22 protein-coding genes are annotated in these 22,995 nt (G+C 33.7%); 17 read left to right on the forward strand and 5 right to left on the reverse strand.

Annotated features, from left to right (window positions below):
* The first annotated feature begins 15 nt into the window (after positions 1-15).
* The gene (locus HYN56_RS09365; protein ID WP_109191933.1) at positions 16-993 is read left to right on the forward strand and encodes a polyprenyl synthetase family protein; all 978 of its coding nucleotides are present in this window, start codon (positions 16-18) and stop codon (positions 991-993) included.
* 21 nt (positions 994-1,014) lie between these two features.
* On the opposite strand, the gene HYN56_RS09370 is transcribed toward HYN56_RS09365, so the two are convergent.
* Positions 1,015-1,683, reverse strand: a complete 669-nt coding sequence (locus tag HYN56_RS09370) for an SMI1/KNR4 family protein (protein WP_109191934.1) — start codon at positions 1,681-1,683, stop codon at positions 1,015-1,017.
* A gap of 240 nt (positions 1,684-1,923) precedes the next feature.
* Between HYN56_RS09370 and HYN56_RS09375 the strand changes: the two genes are divergently transcribed.
* The 4 genes from HYN56_RS09375 to dnaG all read left to right on the forward strand — a co-directional run bounded on the left by HYN56_RS09375 (position 1,924) and on the right by dnaG (position 6,475).
* Positions 1,924-2,484, forward strand: a complete 561-nt coding sequence (locus tag HYN56_RS09375; protein ID WP_109191935.1) for an RNA polymerase sigma factor — start codon at positions 1,924-1,926, stop codon at positions 2,482-2,484.
* Entirely contained in the window at positions 2,471-3,169 is a 699-nt protein-coding gene (locus tag HYN56_RS09380) for a hypothetical protein (RefSeq protein WP_109191936.1), read from the forward strand. Before HYN56_RS09375 ends, HYN56_RS09380 begins: the two co-directional genes overlap by 14 nt.
* Before the next feature lie 75 nt (positions 3,170-3,244).
* The gene (locus HYN56_RS09385) at positions 3,245-4,273 is read left to right on the forward strand and encodes a hypothetical protein (protein WP_109191937.1); all 1,029 of its coding nucleotides are present in this window, start codon (positions 3,245-3,247) and stop codon (positions 4,271-4,273) included.
* 129 nt (positions 4,274-4,402) lie between these two features.
* A complete protein-coding gene (gene dnaG, locus HYN56_RS09390) occupies positions 4,403-6,475 on the forward strand; it encodes a DNA primase (protein WP_109191938.1) in 2,073 nt (690 codons plus the stop codon).
* An 88-nt stretch (positions 6,476-6,563) separates the two neighbouring features.
* Here dnaG and HYN56_RS09395 read toward each other — a convergent pair whose 3' ends face one another.
* Together HYN56_RS09395 and nadE are read right to left on the reverse strand one after the other, a co-directional pair.
* Positions 6,564-7,193, reverse strand: a complete 630-nt coding sequence (locus HYN56_RS09395; RefSeq protein WP_091492550.1) for a response regulator transcription factor — start codon at positions 7,191-7,193, stop codon at positions 6,564-6,566.
* 92 nt (positions 7,194-7,285) lie between these two features.
* On the reverse strand, positions 7,286-8,092 hold the full coding sequence (gene nadE, locus HYN56_RS09400) for an NAD(+) synthase (protein WP_109191939.1): 807 nt from the start codon (positions 8,090-8,092) through the stop codon (positions 7,286-7,288).
* 100 nt (positions 8,093-8,192) lie between these two features.
* Here nadE and gldB point away from each other — a divergent pair, with 100 nt between their 5' ends.
* Together gldB and gldC are read left to right on the forward strand one after the other, a co-directional pair.
* Entirely contained in the window at positions 8,193-9,152 is a 960-nt protein-coding gene (gene gldB / locus HYN56_RS09405) for a gliding motility lipoprotein GldB (protein WP_109191940.1), read from the forward strand.
* Positions 9,152-9,484, forward strand: a complete 333-nt coding sequence (gene gldC / locus HYN56_RS09410) for a gliding motility protein GldC (RefSeq protein ID WP_008467164.1) — start codon at positions 9,152-9,154, stop codon at positions 9,482-9,484. The genes gldB and gldC overlap by 1 nt, the downstream gene beginning before the upstream one ends.
* A gap of 919 nt (positions 9,485-10,403) precedes the next feature.
* On the opposite strand, the gene yihA is transcribed toward gldC, so the two are convergent.
* Both yihA and HYN56_RS09425 read right to left on the reverse strand, forming a co-directional pair.
* Positions 10,404-11,024, reverse strand: a complete 621-nt coding sequence (yihA, locus tag HYN56_RS09420; protein ID WP_109191942.1) for a ribosome biogenesis GTP-binding protein YihA/YsxC — start codon at positions 11,022-11,024, stop codon at positions 10,404-10,406.
* A 42-nt stretch (positions 11,025-11,066) separates the two neighbouring features.
* Positions 11,067-11,831: an alpha/beta fold hydrolase gene (locus HYN56_RS09425; RefSeq protein ID WP_109191943.1), complete on the reverse strand. Its 765-nt coding sequence runs from the start codon at positions 11,829-11,831 to the stop codon at positions 11,067-11,069.
* 377 nt (positions 11,832-12,208) lie between these two features.
* Between HYN56_RS09425 and HYN56_RS09430 the strand changes: the two genes are divergently transcribed.
* From HYN56_RS09430 to murG, 10 genes are all read left to right on the forward strand, one after another.
* A complete protein-coding gene (locus HYN56_RS09430) occupies positions 12,209-12,682 on the forward strand; it encodes a division/cell wall cluster transcriptional repressor MraZ (protein ID WP_035691746.1) in 474 nt (157 codons plus the stop codon).
* Positions 12,657-13,565, forward strand: coding sequence for a 16S rRNA (cytosine(1402)-N(4))-methyltransferase RsmH (rsmH, locus tag HYN56_RS09435; protein ID WP_205727652.1), 909 nt, complete (start codon positions 12,657-12,659; stop codon positions 13,563-13,565). The genes HYN56_RS09430 and rsmH overlap by 26 nt, the downstream gene beginning before the upstream one ends.
* Positions 13,566-13,588: 23 nt before the next feature.
* Positions 13,589-13,936: an FtsL-like putative cell division protein gene (locus HYN56_RS09440; RefSeq protein WP_008467159.1), complete on the forward strand. Its 348-nt coding sequence runs from the start codon at positions 13,589-13,591 to the stop codon at positions 13,934-13,936.
* Complete coding sequence (locus HYN56_RS09445) at positions 13,927-15,936, forward strand: penicillin-binding protein (RefSeq protein WP_109191945.1); 2,010 nt, start codon at positions 13,927-13,929, stop codon at positions 15,934-15,936. Before HYN56_RS09440 ends, HYN56_RS09445 begins: the two co-directional genes overlap by 10 nt.
* Entirely contained in the window at positions 15,933-17,396 is a 1,464-nt protein-coding gene (locus tag HYN56_RS09450) for a UDP-N-acetylmuramoyl-L-alanyl-D-glutamate--2,6-diaminopimelate ligase (protein WP_109191946.1), read from the forward strand. Before HYN56_RS09445 ends, HYN56_RS09450 begins: the two co-directional genes overlap by 4 nt.
* 80 nt (positions 17,397-17,476) lie before the next feature.
* Entirely contained in the window at positions 17,477-18,709 is a 1,233-nt protein-coding gene (gene mraY, locus HYN56_RS09455; protein ID WP_109191947.1) for a phospho-N-acetylmuramoyl-pentapeptide-transferase, read from the forward strand.
* Positions 18,710-20,041 carry a UDP-N-acetylmuramoyl-L-alanine--D-glutamate ligase gene (gene murD / locus HYN56_RS09460; RefSeq protein WP_109191948.1) on the forward strand — a complete coding sequence of 444 codons (1,332 nt, stop codon included), beginning with the start codon at positions 18,710-18,712 and terminating at the stop codon, positions 20,039-20,041. It begins immediately after the preceding gene.
* A gap of 121 nt (positions 20,042-20,162) precedes the next feature.
* Entirely contained in the window at positions 20,163-20,483 is a 321-nt protein-coding gene (locus HYN56_RS09465) for a four helix bundle protein (protein ID WP_240622681.1), read from the forward strand.
* A gap of 52 nt (positions 20,484-20,535) precedes the next feature.
* Positions 20,536-21,846: an FtsW/RodA/SpoVE family cell cycle protein gene (locus HYN56_RS09470; protein WP_109191950.1), complete on the forward strand. Its 1,311-nt coding sequence runs from the start codon at positions 20,536-20,538 to the stop codon at positions 21,844-21,846.
* Between the two features lie 45 nt (positions 21,847-21,891).
* Positions 21,892-22,980 (forward strand): undecaprenyldiphospho-muramoylpentapeptide beta-N-acetylglucosaminyltransferase, encoded by a 1,089-nt coding sequence (gene murG, locus HYN56_RS09475; protein WP_109191951.1) that lies wholly within the window; start codon positions 21,892-21,894, stop codon positions 22,978-22,980.
* Positions 22,981-22,995: the final 15 nt, after the last annotated feature.

A 22,995-nucleotide genomic window follows, 5' to 3' on the forward strand; every position in this document is an offset into this window, starting at 1 on the left:
ATATTTGGACTCTAAATGAATATTACGTCTCAAATAAAGCAGCCTATTTTTAACGAAATGGAACTTTTCGAAAAAAAGTTCCATGAGTCGATGACATCTAAGGTTGCCTTACTAAACCGAATCACTTATTATATCGTAAACCGCAAGGGAAAACAAATGCGTCCGATGTTTGTTTTTCTTACTGCAAAAATGGTTTCAGGCGGTACTGTAAACGAAAGAACGTATCGCGGAGCTTCGGTTATCGAATTAATTCATACCGCAACTTTAGTGCATGATGATGTGGTGGACGACAGCAATCGCCGCCGTGGATTTTTCTCTATCAATGCGCTTTGGAAAAATAAAATAGCTGTTTTAGTTGGAGATTATTTATTGTCTAAAGGTTTATTGCTTTCTATCGATAATGGCGATTTTGATTTATTGAGAATCATTTCGGTTGCCGTTCGTGAAATGAGCGAAGGAGAATTACTTCAAATAGAAAAAGCAAGAAGACTGGATATTACCGAAGACGTTTACTACGAAATCATCAGAAAGAAAACAGCAACGCTTATTGCAGCTTGTTGTGCGCTTGGCGCGAAAGCTGTAATCGAAGATGATATTCAGGTAGAAAATATGCGAAAGTTCGGTGAATTGATCGGAATGGCATTCCAAATCAAAGACGATTTGTTTGATTACAGCGAAGAAGCCATCGGAAAACCAACCGGAATCGATATTAAAGAGCAAAAAATGACTTTGCCTTTAATTCATGTTTTAAATACTTGTACACCGCAGGAAAAAAAGTGGTTAATCAACTCCATCAAAAACCACAACAAAGACAAAAAACGCGTAAAAGAAGTTATTGCCTTTGTAAAAAATAATAATGGTTTGGCTTACGCCGAAAATAAAATGGTCGAATTCCAGCAGGAAGCTCTTGCTCTTCTTCAAAACTTCGAAGATTCTGAATATAAAGACGCCTTGACTTTGATGGTTAATTATGTAATCGAGAGGAAGAAATAATCTTTTTAATTAGATAATTGATTACTTTTCAAGCCAATTTTTCCATCGTTTAATTTTTGGATCATTGGTTATTAATTTCTGGTTTTCACTATCATAAAACACTTGTAATTGCTCGCTTTCCGTTCCGATGCATCCTAAATTACTCCAAAGCGTTATAAATTCTATAAAATTATCGGCAAGCTTTTCCCCATGCAAAGGGCCATCATCATGGCTTAAATACATAACTTCATCATTTTGATTGAAAGCAATCAAATCGCCGTTTGGAACTTCAATAAATGGAATCTTATTATAATAATGTTTACCATAAGAATCTAAAGGATTATTATAGCAGTTCTTAAGCCAGCTTAAATAAGTTTGGTATAAATCAGGAAGTAGATCAAAATCCCATAAGTAAGGCTTTGTTTTGTAATCAGAAACGCCTCCTGCACCACTGAAAATTGAACTAAATTCTTTTTCTGGATCATCATCGTTAATTTGCCATCCTAATATTACTCTACTAGAATATTCAGTTAAAATAATTTTAAAATCATCAGGATATTTAATTGATAATTCTTCTTCGAGTTTATTTATTTGATCGATAACGATTTTTGGTTGAATTTTAATTGATTCGAAATCCCAATTCCTTTTTTTAGCAATTGCTAATATCCAATTCCAATTTTCGATCCATTTATTCCAAATAATTGTATTCATTAATGTTTTCTTGTAAAACTATAAAATATTTTATATCTAAAAAATAATTGCTTTTTTCTTTTTAGAAGTTATAACTCACTTATTCTTAAGTTTACACTGAACAAACAGAGAGGAAATATGTTGGTTTGGGATTTGGAATTTAAAATTTTTAGTTTTTTTACCCCCATGCAACCATTTCAAATCGACAATCGTCTATGCTAATAGAAGTCTGTTTCTAAAACCAAAACCAAAAGCTTATTAATGAAAATTATTTCGTTACATCAAGAAGAAACCAAAATTATAAAGTTGGCTGTCGAGAACAATCGTCAGGCACAGCAGCAGATTTATAGTAAGTTTTCTTCTAAAATGTTAAGTGTATGTCGTCAATATATAAAAGACATTCAATTGGCAGAAGATGTAATGATAACGGCTTTTATGAAAGTGTTTACGAATTTGAAAAATTTTGAACACAAAGGAAGTTTTGAAGGCTGGATCCGCCGAATTATGGTTAACGAATGTATCTCCTATTTAAGAGTTCAAAAGAAAGTAAAGTTTGCTGAAGATGAATTTTTTGTTGAAGAAAGCTTTAATGAAATTGACAGTCAGTTTACCGTAGAACAGATTCAGTATTTAATTGATGCCTTGCCGGATGGTTATAAAATGGTTTTCAATTTATACGCAATTGAAGGTTACAAACACAATGAAATTGCCAAGATGTTAGGAATTAATGAAGGAACATCGAAATCGCAATTATCGCACGCCAGAAAAATGCTGCAAACACAAATTACTATTTTAAAAAAACAAGATAATGGAACCGAATAAATTTGAAAAGGATTTCCGTGAAAAACTAAACGAACGCAAAATTGAGCCAAGCGAAAAAGCCTGGGATCGATTAGATGCCATGTTGAGTGTAACAGAACAAAAGAAACCTAAGAAAAGCAAAAAATGGCTGTATATCGCTGCAAGTTTTATCGGTTTTTTATTGATTGGTACGATATTTTTCAATCAAAATAAAAATCTTGTTGATACACCAAAAACTGTAGTTGTAGAAAAAGAAATCAAAAAAGAGTCAGTTTCAGAACCTATTTCGATTACTACAGATTCTGTGAAAACGGAAATTGCTATTTCTGAAAAAACTTCAGAAGAAAATGTAACTAAACAAGAAAAAATAAACAATCATATCTTAAATAAAACCAATAAAAATGAATCGAATCAAATAGCGGAGTCTTCAATCATCATCAAAAATAATCAATCAACAATCAATCAAACTGTAATTACAGAAACTCCTCAAAAGGAAAATGTTGACCAATTACTGCAAACTGCAGAGGATAAAGTTATAGCCCAAAGCGGCGCTAAAAAAGCAAAAGTAAAAATCAATGCCGCCGATTTGTTAAATCAGGTAGACGGCGAATTGGAACTTTCTTTTAGAGAAAAAGTAATTACTAAAGTAAATAAAAACCTGCAAGAGGTAAAAGTCGCTTTATCAAACAGAAATAAACAGGAATAGTTGGAATACCAATGCCAATCTCAATTAAAAAAAATCATCAATCACTAATCAATCATTTTAAAAAATCAATCAATCATGAAAAATTTTACTATTTATTTCATTCTTTTCTTTTTCCTTTTGGTAAGTAAAGTAATGGGACAAGAAACTTTTGAATCTGAAACGAAAAGAATTGCTAATAAAATCGAGAAGATTACAAAAGAAGAAAAAGAAGCCTTAAAAGAAGAGGTTGAAGCTGTAAACGTTCAATTGTCTGAAGGAAAGATTACGCAGGAACAGGCTGAAAAGCGTAAAAAAGAATTAGCAGAAGCAAGAGCTGTAATTATGGAAGAGAAAATTACACTGGCTCAAAATGAATTAAACGATTTGGTTCAGAAAAAAGTCGACGGAAAAATCAAAGAAGATTCTTCTAAAGTATATATGATTCGCTGGAAACCAGGAGATCGTAATAAAGATTCTATACGCGGTGAAAGAAGAACAACTTCTCAGTTTGTTTTTGCAATGGGATTAAATAATACACTTGCCGACGGAAAACTTCAGGATTCAAATTACAGTTTTATAGGTTCACATTTTTACGAATGGGGTTTTACGTATAATTCAAGATTAATGAAAAACGATAATCTGCTTCATGCTAAATATGGTTTGTCGTTAATGTATAACAATATCCGCCCGACAAACAATCGTTCATTTATGGTTGATGGAGACCAAACCAATTTAGTCGAAAATCCAATTCATTTAACCGAATCCCGTTTTAGAAATGTGTATTTGGTTGCACCAGTACATTTGGAATTTGATTTTACAAGACCAACAGAAAAAGATGGTGTAAGATATTTTAAAACCCATAAAAATTTCCGTTTTGGAGTTGGAGGTTATGCAGGAATCAACGTAAAATCAAAACAGATTTTAAAATATGAAGAAGAAGATTTGAAATATAAAACGAGAATAAAAGGCGATTACAATGTAAACAATTTTGTTTATGGTCTGAGTTCGTATATCGGCTACAGAGAATTGAGTTTATATTTTAAATACGATTTAAACCCATTGTTTCAGGATAATTTAATCAAAGAGAATAACATATCGTTAGGACTTCGAGTAGATTTAAACTAAAGGATTGGTCGTTTAGTTAGTGAAAAAAAGCATCTCATACAAGATGCTTTTTTGTTTCAAAAAAGCAGCAAAATTCCAACAAGATTTGCGTATTTTTGCAAGCTCTCAACTTTTAAAATTTAATACACTTTGATTTCACAAAAGACCATTGATACTGTTTTTGAAACCGCTCGAGTAGAGGAGGTTATCGGCGATTTTGTGAATTTAAAACGCGCAGGAAGTAATTTCAAAGGACTGAGTCCGTTCTCAGATGAGCGTTCTCCGTCGTTTATGGTTTCGCCTGCAAAAGGAATCTGGAAAGATTTTAGTACAGGAAAAGGAGGGAATTCCGTTAAATTCTTAATGGAACATTCGCAATTTACGTATCCGGAAGCCATTCGCTATCTAGCCCGAAAGTACAATATCGAAATTGAAGAAACAGAGCAGACAGATGCAGAAAAAGCGATGACAGATGTCCGTGAAAGTATGTATCTGGTTTCTGAATTTGCGGCTAAATATTTTCACGACGTACTCCTAAATAGTGAAGAAGGAAAAGCCATTGGATACTCTTATTTTAAAGAAAGAGGATTCACAAACGAAACAATCAAAAAGTTCAATTTAGGATATTCTCCGGAAACCTGGGACGCTTTGACGAAAGAAGCCCTTGGAAAAGGATATAAATTAGAGTTTTTAGAAAGTACAGGTTTAACCATTCCAAGAGAAGACCGCCCGTTTGACCGATTTAAAGGACGTGTGATGTTTCCAATTCAAAGTATGTCGGGGCGTGTTTTAGGCTTTGGAGGACGTATTTTAACGAATGATAAAAAAGCAGCCAAATATCTGAATTCGCCTGAAAGCGAAATTTACCATAAGAGTAAAGTGCTTTACGGAATTTATCACGCTAAACAATCTATTGCCAAACAAAATAACTGTTATTTGGTAGAAGGTTATACCGATGTGATTCAGTTTAATCAGGCAGGAATTGAAAATGTTGTGGCTTCATCCGGAACGGCTTTAACGCCGGACCAGATTCGTTTGATCAATCGTCTGACCAGAAATATAACCGTTCTTTTTGACGGAGATGCCGCGGGTTTAAGAGCTGCAATTCGAGGGATTGATTTGATTTTGGAAGAAGGGATGAACGTTCGTGTTTGTTCTTTCCCCGAAGGTGAAGATCCGGATAGTTTCGCTCGAAAAAATTCACATGAAGCATTAGTCTCTTATTTAGAAAACAATAGCAAAGACTTTATACAGTTTAAAGCTTCTATTTTGATGGATGAAGCGAAAAACGATCCCATCAAAAAAGCTGACCTGATTCGTGATATGGTATCGAGTATTTCGAAAATACCGGACCGTATTCAGCGTGAAGTTTATATTCAGGAATGTGCCCGAATTATGGATATTTCGGAGCAGGTTTTAGTAAGTACACTGGCACAGCTGATTCAAAAAGATCTTGCTGATGCAAACAAAAAACAAAAGCAGGAACAAAAACCTTTTGAAGTTCATAGAAACCAACCTCCAAATGCAGGGACATTTTCAGGAGGAGATCCTGAAGATCCAAGAACAGGACCACCTGAAGGTTATGATTATCCGGGAGATCCGGGATATTATCCGCAAGAACAAAATCAAAAAATAGATATTTTGTATGGTTTCGAAAGGAAAGTCATTGAGGTTTTACTTTTGTATGGAAGTGTGGTAGAAGATTTTGAAGATGTTTTCCTGAAAGCAGATGAAGAAGGAAATGTAAAAGAAGTTTCGGAAAAAAGACAATATAAAGTATTCGAAAAAATATATTTAAGTCTTCAGGAAGATGAAATACAATTGTCAAATGTTTTATTTCAAAATATTTACAATAATATTATTGATTTTTATAATCAGAATGAGACCTTTAGTTTAGATAAATATTTGATGCGTCTTGAACCTGAATTTGCTCAGGAAGTAACCAATATTTTAATGGAAGACGAAAGATTGACCATTCATAATTGGGAAGGGCAGAATATTTTTCCGAAACAAAAAAGTGAAACTATTGAGCAGAATGTTTCTGAGACCATATTTGCTTTGCGATGGTATTTGGTGTCGGCAATTATTTCGGAATTAAAGAATTCTCTTTTAACCAACCCGCAAGAAGACAATTCAGAAACTTTGAGTATGGTTATGGATTATTCTAAATTACTGAATAATTTTTCTAAAAAACTGGGTCGTGTAGTGGTGCCTTATCACTAAAAAAGAAAAACTCTATCAATCTGAAATCAGAATGATAGAGTTTTTATTGTTTTTCGACTGTCTAAAAATAGACTTTTGCCGATTAAAATTAAATAATTTCTAAAGTCTTAGCTTTATTTACTAAGTCAACTAAATTAGTAACGTTTAATTTAGTCAATAATCTTAGTTTGTAAGTACTGATCGTTTTTTCGTTCAGATTTAAGATTTTAGAGATTTCATTGTTTTTCTTTCCATCACTTAAGTAACGTAAAACTTCAATCTCACGATTAGAAAGTTTTCTGTACAGACGCTCGCTTTTGCTTTGTTTCGCGATAAGGGCCATGTTTTTGCGTACTGTTTCGTTGATGATGATTTTTCCTTCTTGTACTTTAATAATAGAATGTCCTAGAGTTTCTAGTTTTTCTGTTTTGTGTACATACCCGGAAACTCCTGCTTTAATTGCGTTTGGAGCGTACATTTGCTCAGCAAGATCACTGAAAATAACAATTTTTGTTTTTGGGAAATTTTTCAGAATCGATTTGATTTCGAAAATACTTGAAAGACCTTCAAGCTCTAAATCCAGGATTAGGATGTCGATTTCCTTCGTCTGAAGAATATCTCTAACCATTGAAAAATTGCCTACATTGGCAACAATTGAAATTTGATCGTGGTCTTTGAAATAAGACTTAACGCCAAAGTGCGTCACAGGATGATTGTCTGCTAGACATACTTTAATCATAATTTTTACCTTTTTTAGAATTGTTCATGTTTTTGGAACTGTAAAATTAATAAATAAATTCTGTAGTTTATAGCTGACAAATGTTAAAAAAATTATTTTAACGTTTTTGGTATAGTGCAGACCGGAATTGGGTCCATTTTATGCTTATTGCTGGTGTTTAATCTTTTATAAATTTCGAAGACAGTTTTTTCTCTTCCATCGAAGTCAGCTGCCGTCTTTCCTGACTCCGCGGCTAACATTGCCCATTCCAGTTCGTCATAACTTGCTCCTAATTGATCCTCATCAGTACGATTATCTCCAAATAAGCCATCTGTAGGTGCTGCTGTTAAAATTGATTGCGGAATTTCTAAAAATTCTCCCAAAGCATACACATCAGATTTCATTAAATCGGCAATTGGGCTTAAATCTACGCCGCCATCTCCATATTTTGTATAAAAGCCTACGCCAAAATCTTCTACTTTGTTTCCGGTTCCGGCAACCAGTAAACCATGAATTCCTGCTAAATAATATAGAGAAGTCATTCTTAGACGTGCTCTTGTGTTTGCTAATGCTAAATTTACTTTAACTTCGTCATCTGTCTTTGGAACAGCAGTTTTAAAGGATTCAAAAACTGCAGTCAAATCAGTTTGTACATCAGAAACGTTAGGGAAACGTTTTTTTAGCTGATCAATATGTTCTTTTGCTCTGTTTACCTGGCTTTCTGCCTGATGAATCGGCATTTCTACACATAAAACTTTCAGTCCTGTCTGTGCGCATAAAGTTGAGGTTACAGCAGAATCTACGCCACCTGAGATTCCAATTACAAAACCGTTTACTTTTGCATTAGCAGCATAATTTTTTAGCCACTCTACAATATGCGTATTTACTTTTTCTGTCTGAATTGTGCTTTTTTTAGCCATAATAATTTAAGTTTTAAAGTACAGGGATGTATATTTGCAGAATTATTTTTAAGTACATAGTTGCTTAAAATTCCGGTAACACAAATCTAATTAAAATAAAATGAAAATATATCGCTTTGCAGTGGTTCTGTGCCTGTTTTTTTTGTCTTGCGACCAAAAATCTAAGGTAGAAAAAGAAGTAGAAGAAATACCTGTAGATATTAAAGTAGAACGTTTTGATAAGGCGTTTTTTGAAACCAAACCGGAAGATCTTGCAAAGATTAAAAAGCAATATCCTTTTTTCTTTCCGGCGGGGAATGATGATAGTGTCTGGTTGCAAAAGATGCAGGAGCCTATTTGGAGAGAAGTTTATGATGAAGTTCAGAAAAAGTACAGTAATTTTGAACCTGTAAGAGAAGAATTCAATACTCTTTTTCAGCACGTAAAATATTATTTTCCAAAAACTAAAATTCCAAAAGTAATTACCGTTATTGGAGAAATGGATTATACTGCTAAAGCAATTTATGCGGACAGTCTTGTAATTGTGTCTTTGGAGTTATACCTTGGGAAAGATCATAAGTTTTATGAGTTTCCAAATTATCTAAAACAGAATTTTGAAGAAAAACAAATAATGCCGGATGTGGTTTCCAGTTTTTCTTATCGAAATATTTCAAATTCAGTTGATAAAAGTTTGGTTTCTCAAATGATTTTTGAAGGGAAACAACTTTATGCTAAAGATTTACTTTTGCCAAACTATACTGATGCTGATAAAATAGGTTATACACCGGAACAAATTAAATGGTGCGAAGAAAATGAAGCCTATATGTGGCGTTACTTTTTGGAGAATGAAATGCTTTACAGTGTTGATCCAAAATTAACAACAAGATTTATAGCTCCTGCTCCTTTCTCTAAGTTCTTCTTAGAGATTGATAATGATTCTCCGGGCCGTGTTGGCGCATGGATCGGCTGGCAGATGGTACGTTCTTACATGAAAAATAATAGTAATGTTTCTTTGGCTGAATTATTTAAGATTGAGCCAAAGGAAATTTTTGAAAAATCAAAATATAAACCTAAGAAATAATGGCAAATATAAACTCAGAGATTAAATTCAATATAGAATTAGATGAAAACCGTGTTCCGGAAAAATTAACATGGAGTGCACAAGATGGCGGAGTACAGGCAGAAGAGGCAAAAGCAATCATGCTTTCAATTTGGGACAGCAAAGCTAAAGAGACGATGCGTATCGATTTATGGACAAAAGATATGCCGGTAGATGAGATGAAGATTTTCTTTCATCAGACTTTAGTAGCAATGTCAGATACTTTTAAACGTGCAACAGATGACGAAAAAATGTCTGATACAATGAAAGATTTTTGTGATTACTTTGCAGAAAAATTAGAATTGACAAAATAATTGAAATTTCAAAAATGAAATTCCAAATTCCAAGTGTTATAATTGGAATTTGGAATTTTTTTATTGTTTTGTTTTGAAGTATAAGGTCAGAATTTTCTTTTTCTTTTATTGTTGATACCTGATTTTTTGTGTCAATTTAATCTTAAATTTTTATTCTATTTATTTATTAGATAACTTTCGTACAGTATGATTAATGCTGTATGTAAAATTTTACAATATGTTGTTCCCATTTCTTGTAAGCCTTGTAGGACTGTTTTTTTTATTGATCAACAGTGTTTGTTTTTATAAGACACGAAAAAACAAAGATTTCCATTATAATACATTAATGGTTTATTTGATTTGTTTATTTGTCAATGAATTGCTTTGCAATATTATTGGATTTTATGCTCCGGGATCTAATTTTTTCCTTTCGCATTATTATTTTGTTTTCCAGTTTGTTTTCTTGAGTGTATTTTTTCGAAGCCTCTTTTCGAATGTTATCTTAAGAAGAGTGATACTTGTTTTTCTTGTGCTGGTTATGGTTTTGTTAGCAATACAGTATTACAGGACACCTGATCTTTATTGGAGGTTTAATTTATTTGAAATTGGAGTTACCTCTATTTTATTGGTTGTGTATGCGTTAACTTATCTGATTCAGAATTTCAAAAACTTTAAAGCAAATTATATGTATTTTGCTAACGGATTGATTATTTATCTGGTTAGTAGTTCTACAATTTTTTTGAGTGGTAATACAGATTCTGTAATTTTTACTGAGCCATTTTTACTTGATTTTTGGTTTTTTAATTCCTTGTTTTACATCCTGTATCAGTATTTGATATTTAAAGAATGGAAAAATTTAAATAAAAGATTTAAGTAAATAAAAAATCCAAATTCCGTTTTTAAAATTGGAATTTGGATTTTCTTTATTATGTATTTATTTCTAAAATTCAGAATTGTTTTTAAAGACTTCCTCGTTTACTTGGTCAATATAAGACAGAAGTTCCTCTTTTCCGATTGATTCTGTAGATGAAGTCACAAAATATTGTGGCATTTCTGCCCAATTGTTGGCATACATTTGTTTTTTGTAAGCTGCAATATGAGAATCAATTTTTCCTTTACTGATTTTATCGGCTTTGGTAAAAATAATACAGAACGGAATTTCGCTTTCGCCCATATAAGACATGAACTCAATATCGATATTTTGAGCCTCGTGGCGAATGTCAATCAAAACAAAAGCGCAAACAAGTTGTTCTCTAGTTTCGAAATAATCGGTAATAAACTTCTGAAAAGTTGATTTTGTTTTTTTTGAAACCTTAGCATAACCATAACCAGGCAAATCCACTAAAAACCAATTATTATTGATTTTAAAGTGATTTATTAATTGTGTTTTTCCTGGTTTTCCGGATGTTTTAGCTAAGTTTTTATTGTTGGTAAGCATGTTTATTAACGATGACTTACCTACGTTTGATCTTCCTATAAAAGCATATTCCGGCAAAAAATCCTTTGGACATTTTGATGCATCAGAATTGCTGACAATAAATTCGGCGGTGTTAATTTTCATGTTTCTTCGTTTTAAAACCTCCTAAAAAGTAAATAGTAATGGCTATAATTTTTTTTCAGTAAGCCATTTTTCAAGAATTTCATTAAATTCCTGAGGGTGCTCCATCATTGCGGCATGTCCGCATTTATCAATCCAGTATAAGGTAGAATTTGGTAATAATTTATCAAATTCTTCTGCTACATTTGGAGGAGTTACAGAGTCATTTCGACCCCAAATAATGCAAGTTTCAACATCCATTTTAGGCAAATCTTTAGCCATGTTATGGCGAATGGCACTCTTTGCAATGGTTAAAGTTTTGATTAATTTGATTCGGTCGTTAGCCGTCGCATATACTTCATCAATCAAATCGGGAGTTGCAATTTTTGGATCGTAAAATACAGCTTCAGCCTTTGTTTTGATGTATTCATAATCACCTCTTCTTGGGTAGCTGTCTCCCATTGCACTTTCGTAAAGTCCAGAACTTCCGGTTATTACAAGTCCTGCAACTTTTTCAGGATAAAGCTTTGTATGATACAATGCAATATGTCCTCCAAGAGAATTTCCCAGAAGAATTACTTTATCAAAACCTTTAAAAGTAATAAAATCTTTAACGTACTTGGCAAAACTTTTTACGTTCGTTTTTAAAATGCTTTGTGTATAGATTGGCAAATCCGGAATAACAACTTTATATCCTTTTGTTGGGAAATATTGTGCTACACCATCAAAGTTACTTAGGCCTCCCATTAACCCGTGAAGAATAACGATAGGTGTACCTTCTCCAGCTTCAAAATAGCTGTATTTGCCTTCTTTTTTGTAGTGTTTGTCCATCTAGTTTTATGCCAATTTCAATTTCGACAAATATAGGGTTAAATAAATAAAAATGAATTTTTGGTGCCGTTTTTTAACTACATAATTTCAGTAGAATTTATAAATAGCTAAAAATCAGTAATTAATGTCTTATTTGCAGAATTATCTAAATGTTAAGAAAACTGCATTATAATCATTTTTTTAAGAAAATTAGCGCATTATATTTTTGAATGAATAATGGATCTGTGAATCTGTTAATTAATAGTTAAGGTATTGATTGATTGTTGATTACCGAAAGTGGTAGTAAAGTGGTTAAACTTATTAACAAAGTGGTATAAAGTGGTAAAATGTGGTAAAATTTTTTATATTTTTGCTGTATAACATGTTATACTAGTTTTTTGAACACAATTGTTGGGACATACGAATGTAAAGTCGATGCTAAAGGAAGGTTAATGATGCCTGCGCCTTTGAAAAAGCAGTTGACAGCTTCACTTCAGGACGGATTTGTCTTGAAGCGTTCTGTGTTTCAACCGTGTTTGGAGTTGTATCCTATGGTAGAGTGGGATGCAATGATGAAAAAAATCAACAAGCTTAATCGCTTTGTAAAAAAGAACAACGATTTCATTAGAAGGTTTACTGCTGGTGTTAAAGTAGTTGAGGTTGATGCGTTAGGGAGATTGTTAGTGCCAAAAGACTTGGTGACTTTTGCAAGTATTTCTAAAGATGTTGTTTTTTCATCGGCGGTTAATATAGTAGAGATCTGGGATAAGGATTTATACGAAAAATCAATAAGCGGCGAAGATATGGATTTTGCAGATTTAGCCGAAGAAGTAATGGGAAATATTAATGACGACGAAGATGGAATATCATAATCCGGTTTTGCTACATCCAACAGTAGATGGTTTAGATATTAAACCTGATGGGGTGTATGTAGATGTGACGTTTGGAGGCGGTGGTCATTCAAAAGAGATTTTAAGAAGATTAGGGCCAAACGGAAAATTGTTTGCCTTTGATCAGGACGAAGATGCATTAGCAAATGCATTACCAGATGAAAGGTTTACGCTGATAAATGAGAATTTTAGGTTCATAAAAAGATTTTTACGTTTTCACGGAGTAAAAGCAGTAGATGGAATCTTAGCAGATTTAGGGGTTTCATCACATCAGTTTGATGTTCCGGAAAGAGGTTTTTCAACCCGATTTGATGCCGAACTGGATATGCGGATGAGTCAAAAAAATGATTTAAATGCTTATCGTGTGGTGAACGAATATGAAGAACAGGATTTACGTCGTGTTTTTTTTGATTATGGGGAATTGAAAAATGCACCGGTTTTGGCAAGAACAATTGTTGAAGCAAGAAAAGATTATCCAATCAAAACAACTGAAGAATTAAAAGACGTTCTGAAAAAGTTTTTGCCGGAGAAAGTTCGAAATAAAGTACTGGCTCAGATTTATCAGGCAATCAGAATTGAGGTAAATCAGGAAATGGATGTTTTAAAAGAATTTATCGAACAGTCGTTAGAGATTTTAAAACCAGGTGGAAGATTCTCGGTAATATCATACCATTCTTTGGAAGATCGATTGGTGAAAAGATTTATAAAAAATGGAATGTTTGAAGGAGAACCAGAAAGAGATTTTTATGGAAATTTTTCAGTTCCATTCAAAACAATAGGGAAATTGATTGTTCCGGATGATGCGGAAATCAAGATAAATAATAGAGCCAGAAGTGCCAAATTAAGAATCGCTGAAAAGATATAATATATATTAAGGTATAAAGAAGAATGAAAAGTGGTGTATTTAGCATATTAAAAGCAAGATTCCTGATTCATGAAGATGCGGTAAAAAACTGGAGATTCATTGTTTTTATAATTCTGCTGGCCATTTTGATGATTGCCAATACACAGCGATACGAACAAAAGGTTTTTGAAATTGCGAAATTGAATAATGAAGTAAAAGAACTAAGATCGGAGTTTGTAGATCGACGTTCAGAATTGATGAAGCTAAAAATGGAGTCAACCATTTCGGATAAAATGTTAGAAAAGCAAATTTTTCCGTCGACAGTTCCTCCGGTGAAAATAGAAGTTAAAAAGGAAGAAGAAAAAAGTTTCTTTAAAAGAATATGGCAGTAGACGATAAACATATATCCTACAGAATTTACCTCGTAGCAGTTTTCATCTTTTTGATGGCAATTGCTATTGTTGTTAAATTGACCAATATTCAATGGGTTGAAGGAGATTATTACAGACAACTGGCAAAACAACGTACCGTTAGAAACTTTGTAATCCCTGCAAACAAAGGAAATATTTATTCTGCCGATGGAAGTTTGCTGGCAACTTCAATTCCGAATTACGAGATTCGTTTTGATGCCAAAGCGCCAAAAACAGAAACTTTTGAGAAATATGTAAAACCATTGTCAGATTCATTGGCAACAGTTTTGGATAAACCGAGCAGTTATTTTCAAAAGGAATTACGAAAAGCTCGTGAAAATAAGAACCGTTATTATTTGATTGCCCGCAAGTTGAGTTATACAGAATATGTGAAAATTAAAAGTTTTCCATTGTTCAATTTAGGAGCTTTTAAAGGCGGAATTATAGTGGAGCAGGAAACTGTTAGAAAACATCCTATAGGTAAAATTGCTGAAAGGACTATTGGTTATGACAAAATTGATCCAGCAACTGGAGTAGAAGTTGGAAAGGGAATTGAATGGGCTTTTAAAAATTATCTGAATGGGAAAGATGGTAAAATTCTAAAACAGAAAATTGCAAAAGGCCAGTGGAAACCAATTCGTGATGTAAACGAAGTGGATCCAATTGATGGTTACGATGTAATTTCTACTATAGATGTTTTTATTCAGGATATTGCACATCATGCTTTATTGAAACAATTGGAAGATTATGAGGCAGATCACGGTTGTGTGGTGGTAATGGAAACAGAAACAGGACATGTAAAAGCAATTTCGAATTTAGGAAGAGCAGAGGATGGTTCTTATTATGAAACAACAAATTATGCAATTGCTGAATCTCACGAGCCAGGATCAACTTTTAAATTAGTCGATTTAATGGCGATTTTAGAAGATAAAGTAGCTGATACAAGTACAGTTTACGACAGTCACAATGGTGTAGTTAAATATTATGGAAGATCAGTTCGTGATTCGCATAACGGTGGTTACGGAAAAGTTTCATTAGCACGCGGATTTGAGCTTTCGTCCAATACTGTAATGGTTCAGGCGGTTTATGAGGCATATAAAAGCAATCCGTCAAAATTTGTAAATCATATTAATAGTTACGGGTTAAATAAGACGCTGGGTTTACATTTTAAAGGAGAAGGAAGACCGTATATTCCACAGCCAGGAGATAAACATTGGTCAGGAACTACGCTTCCATGGATGGCTTTTGGATATAATGTTTCAGTTACGCCAATGCAGACATTAGCATTGTATAATTCGGTTGCCAATAATGGAGTAATGGTAAAACCGCAGTTTGTATCCGAAATTAAAGAATGGAATAAAACCATTAAAAAGTTTGATGTAGAGGTTATAAACCCAAAAGTTTGTTCGCCGGAAACATTAAAAAAAGTAAAAGCGGTTTTGGAGAATGTGGTAAAAAAAGGAACAGGTTCTAAGTTGTATTCAAAAGATTTTTCGATGGCAGGAAAAACAGGAACGGCTCAAATGAATTATGGAGGGAAAGAAGGAAAATCAGCATTGTATTATGCGTCTTCATTTGTAGGGTATTTTCCTGCTGATCATCCGAAATATTCTTGTATTGTAGTAGTTCATAAACCGAATACATCAAGAAATAATTATTTCGGTGCAGATGTGGCCGGACCGGTTTTCAAAAGAATTGCACAAAAGATTTTTACTGATGCGCCTTCGACAAATAAAATAAAAAAATTAGACTCTAGAATTCCAAAACAGGAAGATAGTTATAATAAATATACGGCTGAAGCCAATAAGAAAATCAATCAGATTCCGAATTTAAAAGGAATGCCGGGAATGGATGCGATTGCTTTACTGGAAAATTTAGGTTTAAAAGTAAAAGTAAATGGAATGGGGAAAGTAAAGAATCAATCAATTCAAGCAGGAACCAGTATTAGCAAAAACACAACAATTGTATTAGAATTATCGTGAAAGTATTAAAAGATATATTATATAAAGTAGCTATTGAATCTGTAAAAGGTTCAACGGAAACTCCTATTCATAAAATTGAATTTGATTCACGTAAAGTCGAAGCAAATGATGTTTTTGTAGCAATCAGAGGTTCGCTTTCTGACGGGCATGATTATATTGAAAAAGCGATTCAGCTTGGAGCAAAAGCAATTATTTGTGATACGCTTCCAGAAAATATAGCAAGCGAAGTAACTTATATTCAGGTAAAAGATACCAACACAGCTTTGGCTTTTATAGCCGCCAATTATTTTGAAGATCCTTCTGGAAAACTAAAATTAGTTGGTGTAACGGGTACAAACGGAAAAACAACAATTGCTTCATTATTGTTTCAATTGTTTCAAAAAGCAGGTTTTAAAGTGGGATTGTTATCAACTGTAAAAATTGTAGTAGATAAAATAGAATATCCTGCAACACATACAACGCCAGATTCTTTGACGATCAATCATTATTTAAATGAAATGATTGAAGCTGGAGTTACACATTGTTTTATGGAAGTAAGTTCGCATGGAATCCACCAAAAACGTACAGAAGCCTTGCATTTTGTGGGTGGAATTTTTACGAATCTGTCTCACGATCATTTGGATTACCATCCAACATTTGCTGAGTATAGAGATGTGAAAAAATCATTTTTTGACTCACTTCCAAAATCAGCATTTGTATTGTCAAATATTGATGACAAAAATGGTTCTGTAATGCTTCAGAACACAGTGGCTAAAAAACTGACTTACGCTTTAAAATCGTACGCAGATTACAGGGCTCAGATTTTAGAAAGCCAATTATCTGGATTGTTATTGAAAATAAACGACAATGAAGTTTGGGTAAAACTAATTGGTACTTTCAACGCATACAATGTTTTAGCCATTTACGGAACGGCTGTAGAACTTGGAATTGATAGTCTTGAAGCATTGCGTTTGTTGTCTGATTTAGAGAGTGTTTCGGGACGTTTTCAGTACATCGTTTCAGACGGAGGCATTACGGCTGTTGTAGATTATGCGCATACACCAGATGCTTTAGAAAATGTTCTAAAAACGATAAATGATATCCGTACTAAAAACGAACAATTGATTACGGTTGTAGGTTGCGGAGGAAATCGAGACAAAACGAAGCGCCCAATTATGGCAAAGATTGCTTCAGATTTAAGTGATAAAGCAGTTTTGACTTCTGATAATCCAAGAAATGAAGATCCAGAAGTTATTTTAGACGAAATGGAGCAGGGAGTGGAGCCTCAGAATTATAAAAAAATGCTTCGAATTACGGATAGAAAACAGGCAATTAAAACCGCTTGTCAATTGGCAGAAGCAAAAGATATTATTCTGATTGCAGGAAAAGGACACGAAACCTATCAGGAGATAAATGGTGTTCGCCATCATTTTGATGATATGGAAACAATTAAAGAAATTTTAGAACAATTAAACAAATAACAATCAATTATTAAGTTCAAATACCACCAAAATGATTGGAATTTGGAATTTCAAAATTGGAATTTAAAAAATAGAAAACTATGCTGTACTATTTATTTGAATATTTTGACAAAACATTGGACGTTCCTGGAACGGGAGTTTTCCAGTACATCACATTTAGATCGGCTTTAGCATTTATGCTTTCATTGCTTTTGTCAACTATTTATGGTAAAAGGGTAATTAACTTTTTGCGCCGTCAGCAAGTTGGAGAAACGGTTCGTGAGCTTGGTCTTGCTGGTCAGAATGAGAAAGCTGGTACGCCAACAATGGGGGGATTAATTATCATTTTTGCCACATTGATTCCGGTTTTGTTATTCGCAAGACTGCATAATATTTATATCGTATTGCTGATTGTAACTACGTTATGGATGGGAACGATTGGATTTGTAGATGATTATATCAAAATATTCAAAAAAGATAAACAAGGATTAAAAGGAATTTTTAAAGTAATTGGTCAGGTTGGTTTAGGAATCATTGTAGGAACAGTTCTTTATTTTAATCCTGCTGTTACAGTAAGAACAGATACAGGACGTACAGATGTTTTTAGAACAGCTGCTAATACAACGGTTGTACTTCCTGCGCCAATTGAAGAGAAATCTACAGCAACAACAATTCCGTTCGTTAAAAACAACGAATTTGATTATGCCGAAGTATTGTCTTTTATGGGAGATGGATACGAAAAATGGGCTTGGTTAATTTTTATTCCTGTAGTAATTTTTATTATCACAGCAGTTTCAAACGGAGCCAATCTAACAGATGGAATTGATGGACTCGCGGCGGGAACCTCCGCAATTTCTGTCCTCGCGTTAGGGATTTTCACGTTCGTTTCTGGAAATATCATTTTCTCGAATTATCTGAATATTATGTATATCCCGAATTCGGGAGAAATGACGGTCTTTATATCGGCCTTTGTGGGAGCGTTGATTGGTTTTCTTTGGTACAACTCTTATCCGGCATCTGTTTTTATGGGAGATACTGGAAGTTTAACAATTGGTGGAATCATCGCGGTTTTAGCTATTGCAGTTCGTAAAGAGATATTGATTGTTTTATTCTGTGGAATTTTCTTAGCAGAAAGTGCTTCAGTCGTAATTCAGGTGTTTTATTTTAAATATACAAAGAAACGTTTTGGTGAAGGGAGAAGAATTTTCCTGATGGCGCCTTTGCATCATCATTACCAAAAGAAAGGATATCACGAAAGTAAAATCGTAACTCGTTTTTGGATTGTAGCTGTAATGTTAGCCATTTTATCAATCATTACCCTAAAATTAAGATAAATGAGATTAGTAGTTTTAGGAGGAGGAGAAAGCGGAGTTGGAACCGCGATCCTCGGTAAAAAGCAAGGATACGACGTTTTTGTATCCGATTTTGGAAAGATAAAAGAGAGTTATAAAGAAGTTCTTATCATTAATAAAATTGCCTGGGAAGAGGAACAGCATACAGAAGATTTAATCCTGAATGCAGACGTGGTAATGAAAAGCCCCGGAATTCCAGATAAATCTCCGATAGTAAAAAAAATAATCGCAGCTGGAGTTAAAGTGATTTCGGAAATTGAATTTGCAATTCCTTATACAGAAGCAATGACAATCGGAATTACCGGAAGTAATGGTAAAACCACCACCACAATGCTGACTCATCATTTGCTGAAATATGCAGGATTAAATGTCGGATTGGGCGGGAATATCGGAAAAAGCTTTGCCTGGCAGGTAGCTGAAAATAAATTTGATGCCTACGTTCTTGAATTAAGCAGTTTTCAGTTAGACGGAATAATAAATTACCGGCCAGATATTGCGATAATAACCAATATAAGTCCGGATCATTTGGATCGATACGATTATAAGTATGAAAATTATATCAATTCAAAGTTCCGAATAACGATGAACCAGACGGAAAGCGATTATCTCATTTACGATGCAGATGATGTGGCAAGTGTAGAATGGTTAAAAAACAACAAAACAAAAGCAAAATTAATTCCTTTTTCATTGACAAAAACATTTGACGAAGGAGCTTCTATAAATAACAACAAAATGGAAATAAAGATCAACCAAGAAGAGTTTACAATGGATACAGAACACATTGCGTTAGAAGGAAAACATAATATGAAAAACGCCATGGCAGCAAGCTCTGTAGCAAAGTTGATGCAAATTAGAAATGCAACGATTCGTGAAAGTTTATCTAATTTCCAAGGTGTTGAACACCGTTTAGAAAAAGTATTGAAAATACAAAATGTACAATATATCAACGATTCAAAAGCGACAAATGTAAATGCAACGTTCTTCGCTTTAGACAGCATGAATGTGCCAACAGTCTGGATTGTGGGTGGTGTTGATAAAGGAAATGATTACAACGAATTAATGTCATTGGTTCGTGAAAAAGTAAAAGCAATTATCTGTTTGGGTGTTGACAACCGTAAAATTATAGATGCTTTTGGAAATGTAGTGGATATTATGGTTGAAGTGAACAATATGAACGATGCTGTAAAAACGGCTCAAAGATTAACAGAAAAAGGTGATGCCGTTTTATTGTCTCCAGCCTGCGCAAGTTTTGATTTATTCGAAAACTACGAAGACAGAGGAAGGCAGTTTAAGCAAGCGGTGCACAATTTATAATTTTAGATTTTAGATTTTAGAGTTTAGATTTCTTCTAAGCTTTGACTTTAAAAAATAATATAAGTTCTTTTTGATTATGACGACGGATGAAATGAAGATGAGAACAAAAAAGTTCTCTTTAATGATAATTGAATTGGCTGAAAAAATGCCAAATACAAATGTGATTAGATCAATTGCTAATCAGATAGTAAGAAGTGGAACATCTGTTGGCGCAAATTATCGAGCAGTTTGTCGAGCCAGGAGCGATAGGGAATTTGTAGCCAAAATGAATATCGTTTTAGAGGAAGCTGATGAAACTTTATTTTGGTTAGAAATTATAAAAGAAAAAATGTGGATTGCAAAATCTGAATTAGAAACAATTTGGAAAGAAGGGAATGAGTTAACAGCCATTTTCGTGAGCAGTTTGAAGACGGTAAACAATAGAATCAATAATAAAAATTAGTATAAAAGTTTAGTGAGAAAAAATCTGAAATCTAAACTCTAAAATCTAAAATATGAAAGAGCTGGTAAACAAACTAAAAGGAGATAGGGTAATATGGTCATTCGTGGCTTTATTGGCTTTGTTTTCGTTTATGCCTGTTTTTAGTGCGAGTAGTAATCTGGCATATATTGGTCATGGAACCGGGAATACACTGGGTTATTTAGTAAAGCATTTGGCTCACGTTTGTATCGGTTTCCTGATTATTTACTGGGTTCACAAAGTGCCGTATCATTATTTTAGAGCAATTTCTAAAATTGCACTTCCGGTAGTGTGGTTATTATTGCTTTACACTTTGTTGAAAGGAACTGTAATTGCAGGAGCAAATGCAAGTCGTTGGATTCAGGTACCGTTCATTGGAATTACGTTTCAGACTTCGACTTTAGCGGCAAGCGTATTGTTTATTTACGTTGCCCGTTATTTGTCGAAAACCAAAGAAGAAAATGAGCCGTTTCAGACTTCGTTTATCCAGCTGTGGATTCCGGTTTTTATCACTTTGGCATTGATTTTACCTGCGAACTTCTCGACAACAGCGTTGATTTTTTCAATGGTAATGATGTTGACATTCATAGGTAAATATCCATTAAAATATATTGCTTTTATTATAGGGTCAGGAATTGCCATGTTGGCGTTTTTCCTTTTGGTAGCAAAAGCATTTCCAGAGTCAAGGTTTTTCAGCAGGGTATCCACTTGGGAAAGTCGTATTATGAATTTTACGACAGACAAACCAGATGAAGACGATTATCAAATTGAAAAAGCAAAAATTGCAATCGCATCAGGAAAGCTGGGAGGATTAGGACCAGGAAAAAGTGTTCAAAAGAACTTTTTACCACAATCTTCTTCCGATTTTATTTATGCAATTGTAGTTGAAGAATATGGTTTAGTTGGAGGAGTTGCAATATTAGTTTTGTATCTGTTATTGTTATTCCGTTTTGTGGTTGCTTCACATAAAGCGAATACTTTATTTGGAAAATTAGTAGTCGTCGGACTCGGATTTCCAATGATTTTTCAGGCAATGATTAACATGGCGGTTGCAGTTGAATTATTGCCAGTAACTGGACAAACATTACCGCTAATAAGTTCTGGAGGTAGTTCAATTTGGATGACTTGTTTCTCTTTAGGGATTATAATCAGTGTGACGAAAAAAGAGGAAGAAATCGCAGAAGAGAAAGAAGAAAAAGCAAAACGTAAAGAAGCTTTACAGCGATTGATAGATAAAGAACTGGCAGAAGAAGATTTAGTTTCTGAAGAGATATATGAAGATGGACCAGTGTATTCGATAGAAGACAGTTCAAGAAATCCGATGAATGCGGTTTTAAACAAATAAAGTTAAAATATAAAAGTTTTTTAAAAAGTTGTAATTTTTAGAAAGATGACAAAGTATAAATTCATACTTAGCGGAGGAGGAACAGGAGGACATATTTATCCTGCGATTGCGATTGCAAACGAATTAAAATTACAATTTCCTGATGCAGAATTTCTTTTTGTAGGTGCCAAAGATAAAATGGAAATGCAGAAAGTGCCTCAGGCAGGTTACGAAATAAAAGGTCTTTGGATTGCGGGTTTACAGCGAAAACTGACTTTACAAAACTTAATGTTTCCGCTTAAACTAGCAAGTAGTTTATTGGAATCAAAAAGAATAATTAAAAAATTTAAGCCAAATGTGGTAATTGGTACGGGTGGTTTTGCCAGTGGGCCTTTATTACAAGCGGCAGGTTCGGCAGGAATTCCGACAGTAGTTCAGGAACAGAATTCATTTCCTGGAATAACAAATAAACTGCTGAGTAAAAAAGCCAATGCGATTTGTGTGGCGTATCAGAATTTGGAACGTTTTTTTCCAAAAGAGAAAATTGTTTTAACTGGGAATCCGGTTCGTCAGGATTTAATTGATATTGACAGCAAACGCGATGAAGCCATTGCTTTTTATGGGTTAGATCCCAATAAAAAAACATTATTGGTTCTGGGAGGAAGTTTAGGAGCGAGAAGAATCAATCAGTTAATTGAAAAAGAATTGCAAAATTTCCTTTCGCAAAATGTTCAGGTAATCTGGCAATGCGGGAAATTATATTTTGAAGAATATAAAAAGTACAATCAGCCAAATGTAAAAGTGGTTGATTTTATTGAAAGAATGGATTTTGTTTACGCGGCATCAGATATCATAATTTCACGTGCAGGAGCTTCTTCGGTATCAGAATTATGTATTGTCGGAAAACCGGTGATTTTTATTCCATCTCCGAATGTGGCTGAGGATCATCAAACTAAAAATGCGCAGGCAATTGTTGATGCTAAAGGCGCGATTTTGTTGAAAGAATCTGAGTTAGACAACGAGTTTAGCATTGTTTTTGAAGCGCTGCTGAAAGATTCAGGAAAACAGAAACAGCTAAGTGATAATATTAAAAAACTGGCAATGCCAAAAGCAACTCAAGCAATTGTTGCAGAGATTGTGAAGTTAATTAAGTAGTAAAATAAGCCGAAG

This window comes from Flavobacterium crocinum (genome assembly GCF_003122385.1).
Lineage (GTDB): Bacteria > Bacteroidota > Bacteroidia > Flavobacteriales > Flavobacteriaceae > Flavobacterium > Flavobacterium crocinum.

Bases quoted from the DNA above. Each gene is read 5' to 3' on its own strand.
- HYN56_RS09365 (WP_109191933.1), top strand. From the start codon at position 16: ATGAATATTACGTCTCAAATAAAGCAGCCTATTTTTAACGAAATGGAA.
- HYN56_RS09370 (WP_109191934.1), bottom strand. From the start codon at position 1,683: ATGAATACAATTATTTGGAATAAATGGATCGAAAATTGGAATTGGATA.
- HYN56_RS09375 (WP_109191935.1), top strand. From the start codon at position 1,924: ATGAAAATTATTTCGTTACATCAAGAAGAAACCAAAATTATAAAGTTG.
- HYN56_RS09380 (WP_109191936.1), top strand. From the start codon at position 2,471: ATGGAACCGAATAAATTTGAAAAGGATTTCCGTGAAAAACTAAACGAA.
- HYN56_RS09385 (WP_109191937.1), top strand. From the start codon at position 3,245: ATGAAAAATTTTACTATTTATTTCATTCTTTTCTTTTTCCTTTTGGTA.
- HYN56_RS09395 (WP_091492550.1), bottom strand. From the start codon at position 7,193: ATGATTAAAGTATGTCTAGCAGACAATCATCCTGTGACGCACTTTGGC.
- nadE (WP_109191939.1), bottom strand. From the start codon at position 8,092: ATGGCTAAAAAAAGCACAATTCAGACAGAAAAAGTAAATACGCATATT.
- gldB (WP_109191940.1), top strand. From the start codon at position 8,193: ATGAAAATATATCGCTTTGCAGTGGTTCTGTGCCTGTTTTTTTTGTCT.
- gldC (WP_008467164.1), top strand. From the start codon at position 9,152: ATGGCAAATATAAACTCAGAGATTAAATTCAATATAGAATTAGATGAA.
- yihA (WP_109191942.1), bottom strand. From the start codon at position 11,024: ATGAAAATTAACACCGCCGAATTTATTGTCAGCAATTCTGATGCATCA.
- HYN56_RS09425 (WP_109191943.1), bottom strand. From the start codon at position 11,831: ATGGACAAACACTACAAAAAAGAAGGCAAATACAGCTATTTTGAAGCT.
- rsmH (WP_205727652.1), top strand. From the start codon at position 12,657: ATGACGACGAAGATGGAATATCATAATCCGGTTTTGCTACATCCAACA.
- HYN56_RS09440 (WP_008467159.1), top strand. From the start codon at position 13,589: ATGAAAAGTGGTGTATTTAGCATATTAAAAGCAAGATTCCTGATTCAT.
- HYN56_RS09445 (WP_109191945.1), top strand. From the start codon at position 13,927: ATGGCAGTAGACGATAAACATATATCCTACAGAATTTACCTCGTAGCA.
- mraY (WP_109191947.1), top strand. From the start codon at position 17,477: ATGCTGTACTATTTATTTGAATATTTTGACAAAACATTGGACGTTCCT.
- murD (WP_109191948.1), top strand. From the start codon at position 18,710: ATGAGATTAGTAGTTTTAGGAGGAGGAGAAAGCGGAGTTGGAACCGCG.
- HYN56_RS09465 (WP_240622681.1), top strand. From the start codon at position 20,163: ATGATAATTGAATTGGCTGAAAAAATGCCAAATACAAATGTGATTAGA.
- HYN56_RS09470 (WP_109191950.1), top strand. From the start codon at position 20,536: ATGAAAGAGCTGGTAAACAAACTAAAAGGAGATAGGGTAATATGGTCA.
- murG (WP_109191951.1), top strand. From the start codon at position 21,892: ATGACAAAGTATAAATTCATACTTAGCGGAGGAGGAACAGGAGGACAT.